The following is a 2979-nucleotide window of genomic DNA, read 5'->3' on the forward strand; positions in this document are numbered from 1 at the left end:
GAACCGTCTTCTTGGATGGTGTAGCCTACATCTTCCACGACTGCTGCGTCATTCACTGGATTCACAGTAAGGTCAGCATTAGCCACGATGGTGTCAGTGCCATCTGAGATGTCGAAGCTTAGGTCAATGTCGCCATTGAAGTCCGCATCTGGAGTGATGGTGAAAGAGCCATCTTCGTTGGCGGTAACGGTAACGTTATCACCGGCGCATAAGTTAGCAGCAGTTAAATCATCACCGTCTACATCGGACGCTTGAGACAATAGTTGGTCTTGAGTCAGAGTGATAGAACCGTCTTCATCAACGGAATAAGCCAAGTCACCAGAAACAGGCGCGTCGTTCACGGCAATAACGTCAATACCCGCCGTAGTATCAGCAGTTGCACCATCTTCATCTACAACAACGACATCAAGACAGACATTACCGTTGAAGTTTTCATTTGGTGCGAAGCTGTAAGTGCCATCACCGTTGTCAGTAAAGATACCGTCTGTGCCTGAATAAGACACGTCATCAACGGCGACTTCACCTTCTACATCTGAACTGTTAGCAAGTAGCTGTTCATCAGAGATGGTGATGATGCCATCTTCATCGACCGAGTAAGTCGTTGAACCAGCCACTGGAATGTCGTTGACAGACTCTACAGTCACATCAATGTTAGCTTCTGTCGTAGTCGTACCATCGCTCACTGAGAAGCTTAAGTCGACATCACCATTGAAGTTCTCATTTGGTGCGAAGGTATAGGTACCGTCACCGTTGTCAGTGAACACACCTTCTGTACCTGAGTAGCTCACGTCGGCAACAGATAGGTCATCCCCGTCAATATCTGACGCACCAGCGAGAAGCTGCTCATCAGTAAACGTCAACGAACCATCTTCTTGGATGGTGTAACCCACATCCTCCACAACCGCTGCATCATTCACTGGATTCACAGTGAGGTCTGCATTGGCTACGATGGTGTCGGTGCCATCTGAGATGTCGAAACTTAGGTCAATGTCACCATTGAAGTCCGCATCCGGAGTGATGGTGAATGAACCATCTTCATTCGCCGTTACAGTAGCATTATCACCTGCTGACAAGTTAGCCGCAGTTAGATCATCACCGTCTACATCGGACGCTTGAGACAATAGTTGGTCTTGAGTCAGGGTAATAGAACCGTCTTCATCAACTGAGTAAGCCAAGTCACCAGAAACTGGCGCGTCGTTGACGGCAATGACGTCAATACCCGCAGTGGTATCAGCTGTTGCACCATCTTCATCTACCACGGTGACATCAAGAGAGACGTTACCGTTAAAGTTTTCATTTGGTGCAAAGCTGTAAGTGCCATCACCGTTGTCAGTAAAGATACCGTCTGTGCCTGAGTAAGACACATCATCAACCGCTACTTCACCTTCAACATCACTTGAGTTGGCAAGTAGTTGATCGTCAGAGATAGTGATGATGCCATCTTCATCGACTGAGTATGTAGTAGAGCCCGCAACAGGAATGTCGTTGACAGACTCAACGGTCACATCAATGTTGGCTTCAGTGGTCGTTGTACCGTCGCTCACTGAGAAGCTTAGGTCGACTTCACCATTGAAGTTCTCGTTTGGTGCGAAGGTATAGGTGCCGTCACCATTGTCGGTGAACACACCTTCCGTGCCTGAGTAACTAACATCAGCAACAGACAAGTCATCACCATCAATATCTGACGCACCCGCAAGAAGCTGTTCATCAGTAAACGTCAACGAGCCATCTTCTTGGATGGTATAACCCACATCTTCCACAACCGCTGCATCATTCACTGGATTCACAGTGAGATCAGCATTGGCGACGATGGTGTCGGTACCATCAGAGATGTCAAAACTTAGGTCAATGTCACCATTGAAGTCCGCATCCGGTGTGATGGTGAATGAACCATCTTCATTGGCCGTCACAGTCGCATTGTCACCTGCTGACAAGTTAGCCGCAGTCAGATCATCACCATCGACATCAGACGCTTGAGACAACAATTGCTCTTGAGTCAGGGTGATCGAACCATCTTCATCGACTGAATAAGCCAAGTCACCAGAAACTGGCGCATCGTTGACGGCAATAACGTCAATACCCGCAGTTGTATCTGCCGTAGCGCCGTCTTCATCAGAAACAGCTACGTCGAGAGACACATTGCCGTTGAAGTTTTCGTTTGGTGCGAAGCTGTAAGTACCATCACCGTTGTCAGTGAAGATACCGTCCGTACCTGAGTAAGAGACATCATCAACACTCACCTCGCCTTCAACATCATTTGAGTTGGCAAGCAATTGGTCTTCAGAGATGGTAATGATGCCATCTTCGTCAACTGAGTATGTGGTTGAACCCGCAACAGGAATATCATTAACAGACTCAACCGTCACATCAATGATGGCTTCCGTGGTGGTCGTGCCATCGCTCACTGAGAAGCTTAAATCGACGTCACCATTGAAGTTTTCGTTTGGTGCGAAGGTATACGTGCCATCACCGTTATCCGTGAAGACGCCTTCGGTACCAGAGTAGCTAACATCGGCAACAGACAAGTTATCCCCATCAATGTCAGATGCACCTGCGAGAAGCTGCTCATCCGTAAAGGTCAACGAGCCATCTTCTTGGATGGTGTAACCCACATCTTCCACGACTGCGGCATCATTCACTGGGTTCACAGTGAGGTCGGCGTTAGCCACGATGGTGTCGGCGCCATCTGAGATGTCGAAGCTTAGAGCAATATCGCCATTGAAGTCTGCGTCTGGGGTAATGGTGAAAGAGCCGTCTTCGTTGGCGGTTACAGTCGCATTGTCACCCGCACTTAAGTTGGCGGCTGTTAGGTCATCACCTTCTACGTCTGATGCTTGTGATAGAAGCTGCTCTTGTGACAATGTCACACTTCCATCTTCATCAACACTGTATGCTAGGTCGCCGGATACCGGAGCATCGTTGATAGGAAGTACATCAACGTTAATGACGGTATCAACCGTCGCACCATCTTCATCTTGA

Annotated in this window: 1 protein-coding gene; it reads right to left on the minus strand. The window is 48.4% G+C overall.

Translation table 11 applies throughout. The features are described from left to right. On the minus strand, window positions 1–2979 hold a 2979-nt coding region (locus L4C42_RS00360; RefSeq protein ID WP_429758865.1), incomplete at both ends, for a cadherin-like domain-containing protein.

The organism is Vibrio wakamikoensis, from assembly GCF_050337275.1.
Classification (GTDB): Bacteria; Pseudomonadota; Gammaproteobacteria; order Enterobacterales; family Vibrionaceae; genus Vibrio; species Vibrio chaetopteri.